Annotated in this window: 1 protein-coding gene; it reads left to right on the forward strand. The window is 43.5% G+C overall.

The window, feature by feature from the left end:
- A partial coding sequence (locus ACTJJG_RS19075) for an FAD-dependent oxidoreductase (RefSeq protein WP_081318679.1) occupies nucleotides 1-347 on the forward strand: 347 nt, incomplete at both ends.

The following is a 347-nucleotide window of genomic DNA, read 5'->3' on the forward strand; positions in this document are numbered from 1 at the left end:
CTTCGTGCTGACCAAGTGTTGCAAAACAAATTGCATAGCTTGCCAAACACAACGGTGATTATGAATGCCTTAAGTACAGAAGTGTTAGGTGATGGTTCACAAGTGACTGGTCTTAAATATAAAGATCGTGCGACTGATGAAGAGCATGTGGTCGAGCTTGCGGGGATCTTTGTACAGATTGGTTTACTGCCAAACACTGACTTCTTGAAAGACAGTGAAGTTGAATTAACCAACCGTGGCGAGATCATTGTGAATGACCGCAACGAAACCAATGTGCAAGGTGTATTTGCTGCGGGTGACTGTACGACTGTACCTTACAAGCAAATCATTATTGCTACAGGTGAAGG

The organism is Acinetobacter sp. 22512 (assembly GCF_052044755.1).
Taxonomy (GTDB): domain Bacteria; phylum Pseudomonadota; class Gammaproteobacteria; order Pseudomonadales; family Moraxellaceae; genus Acinetobacter; species Acinetobacter pittii.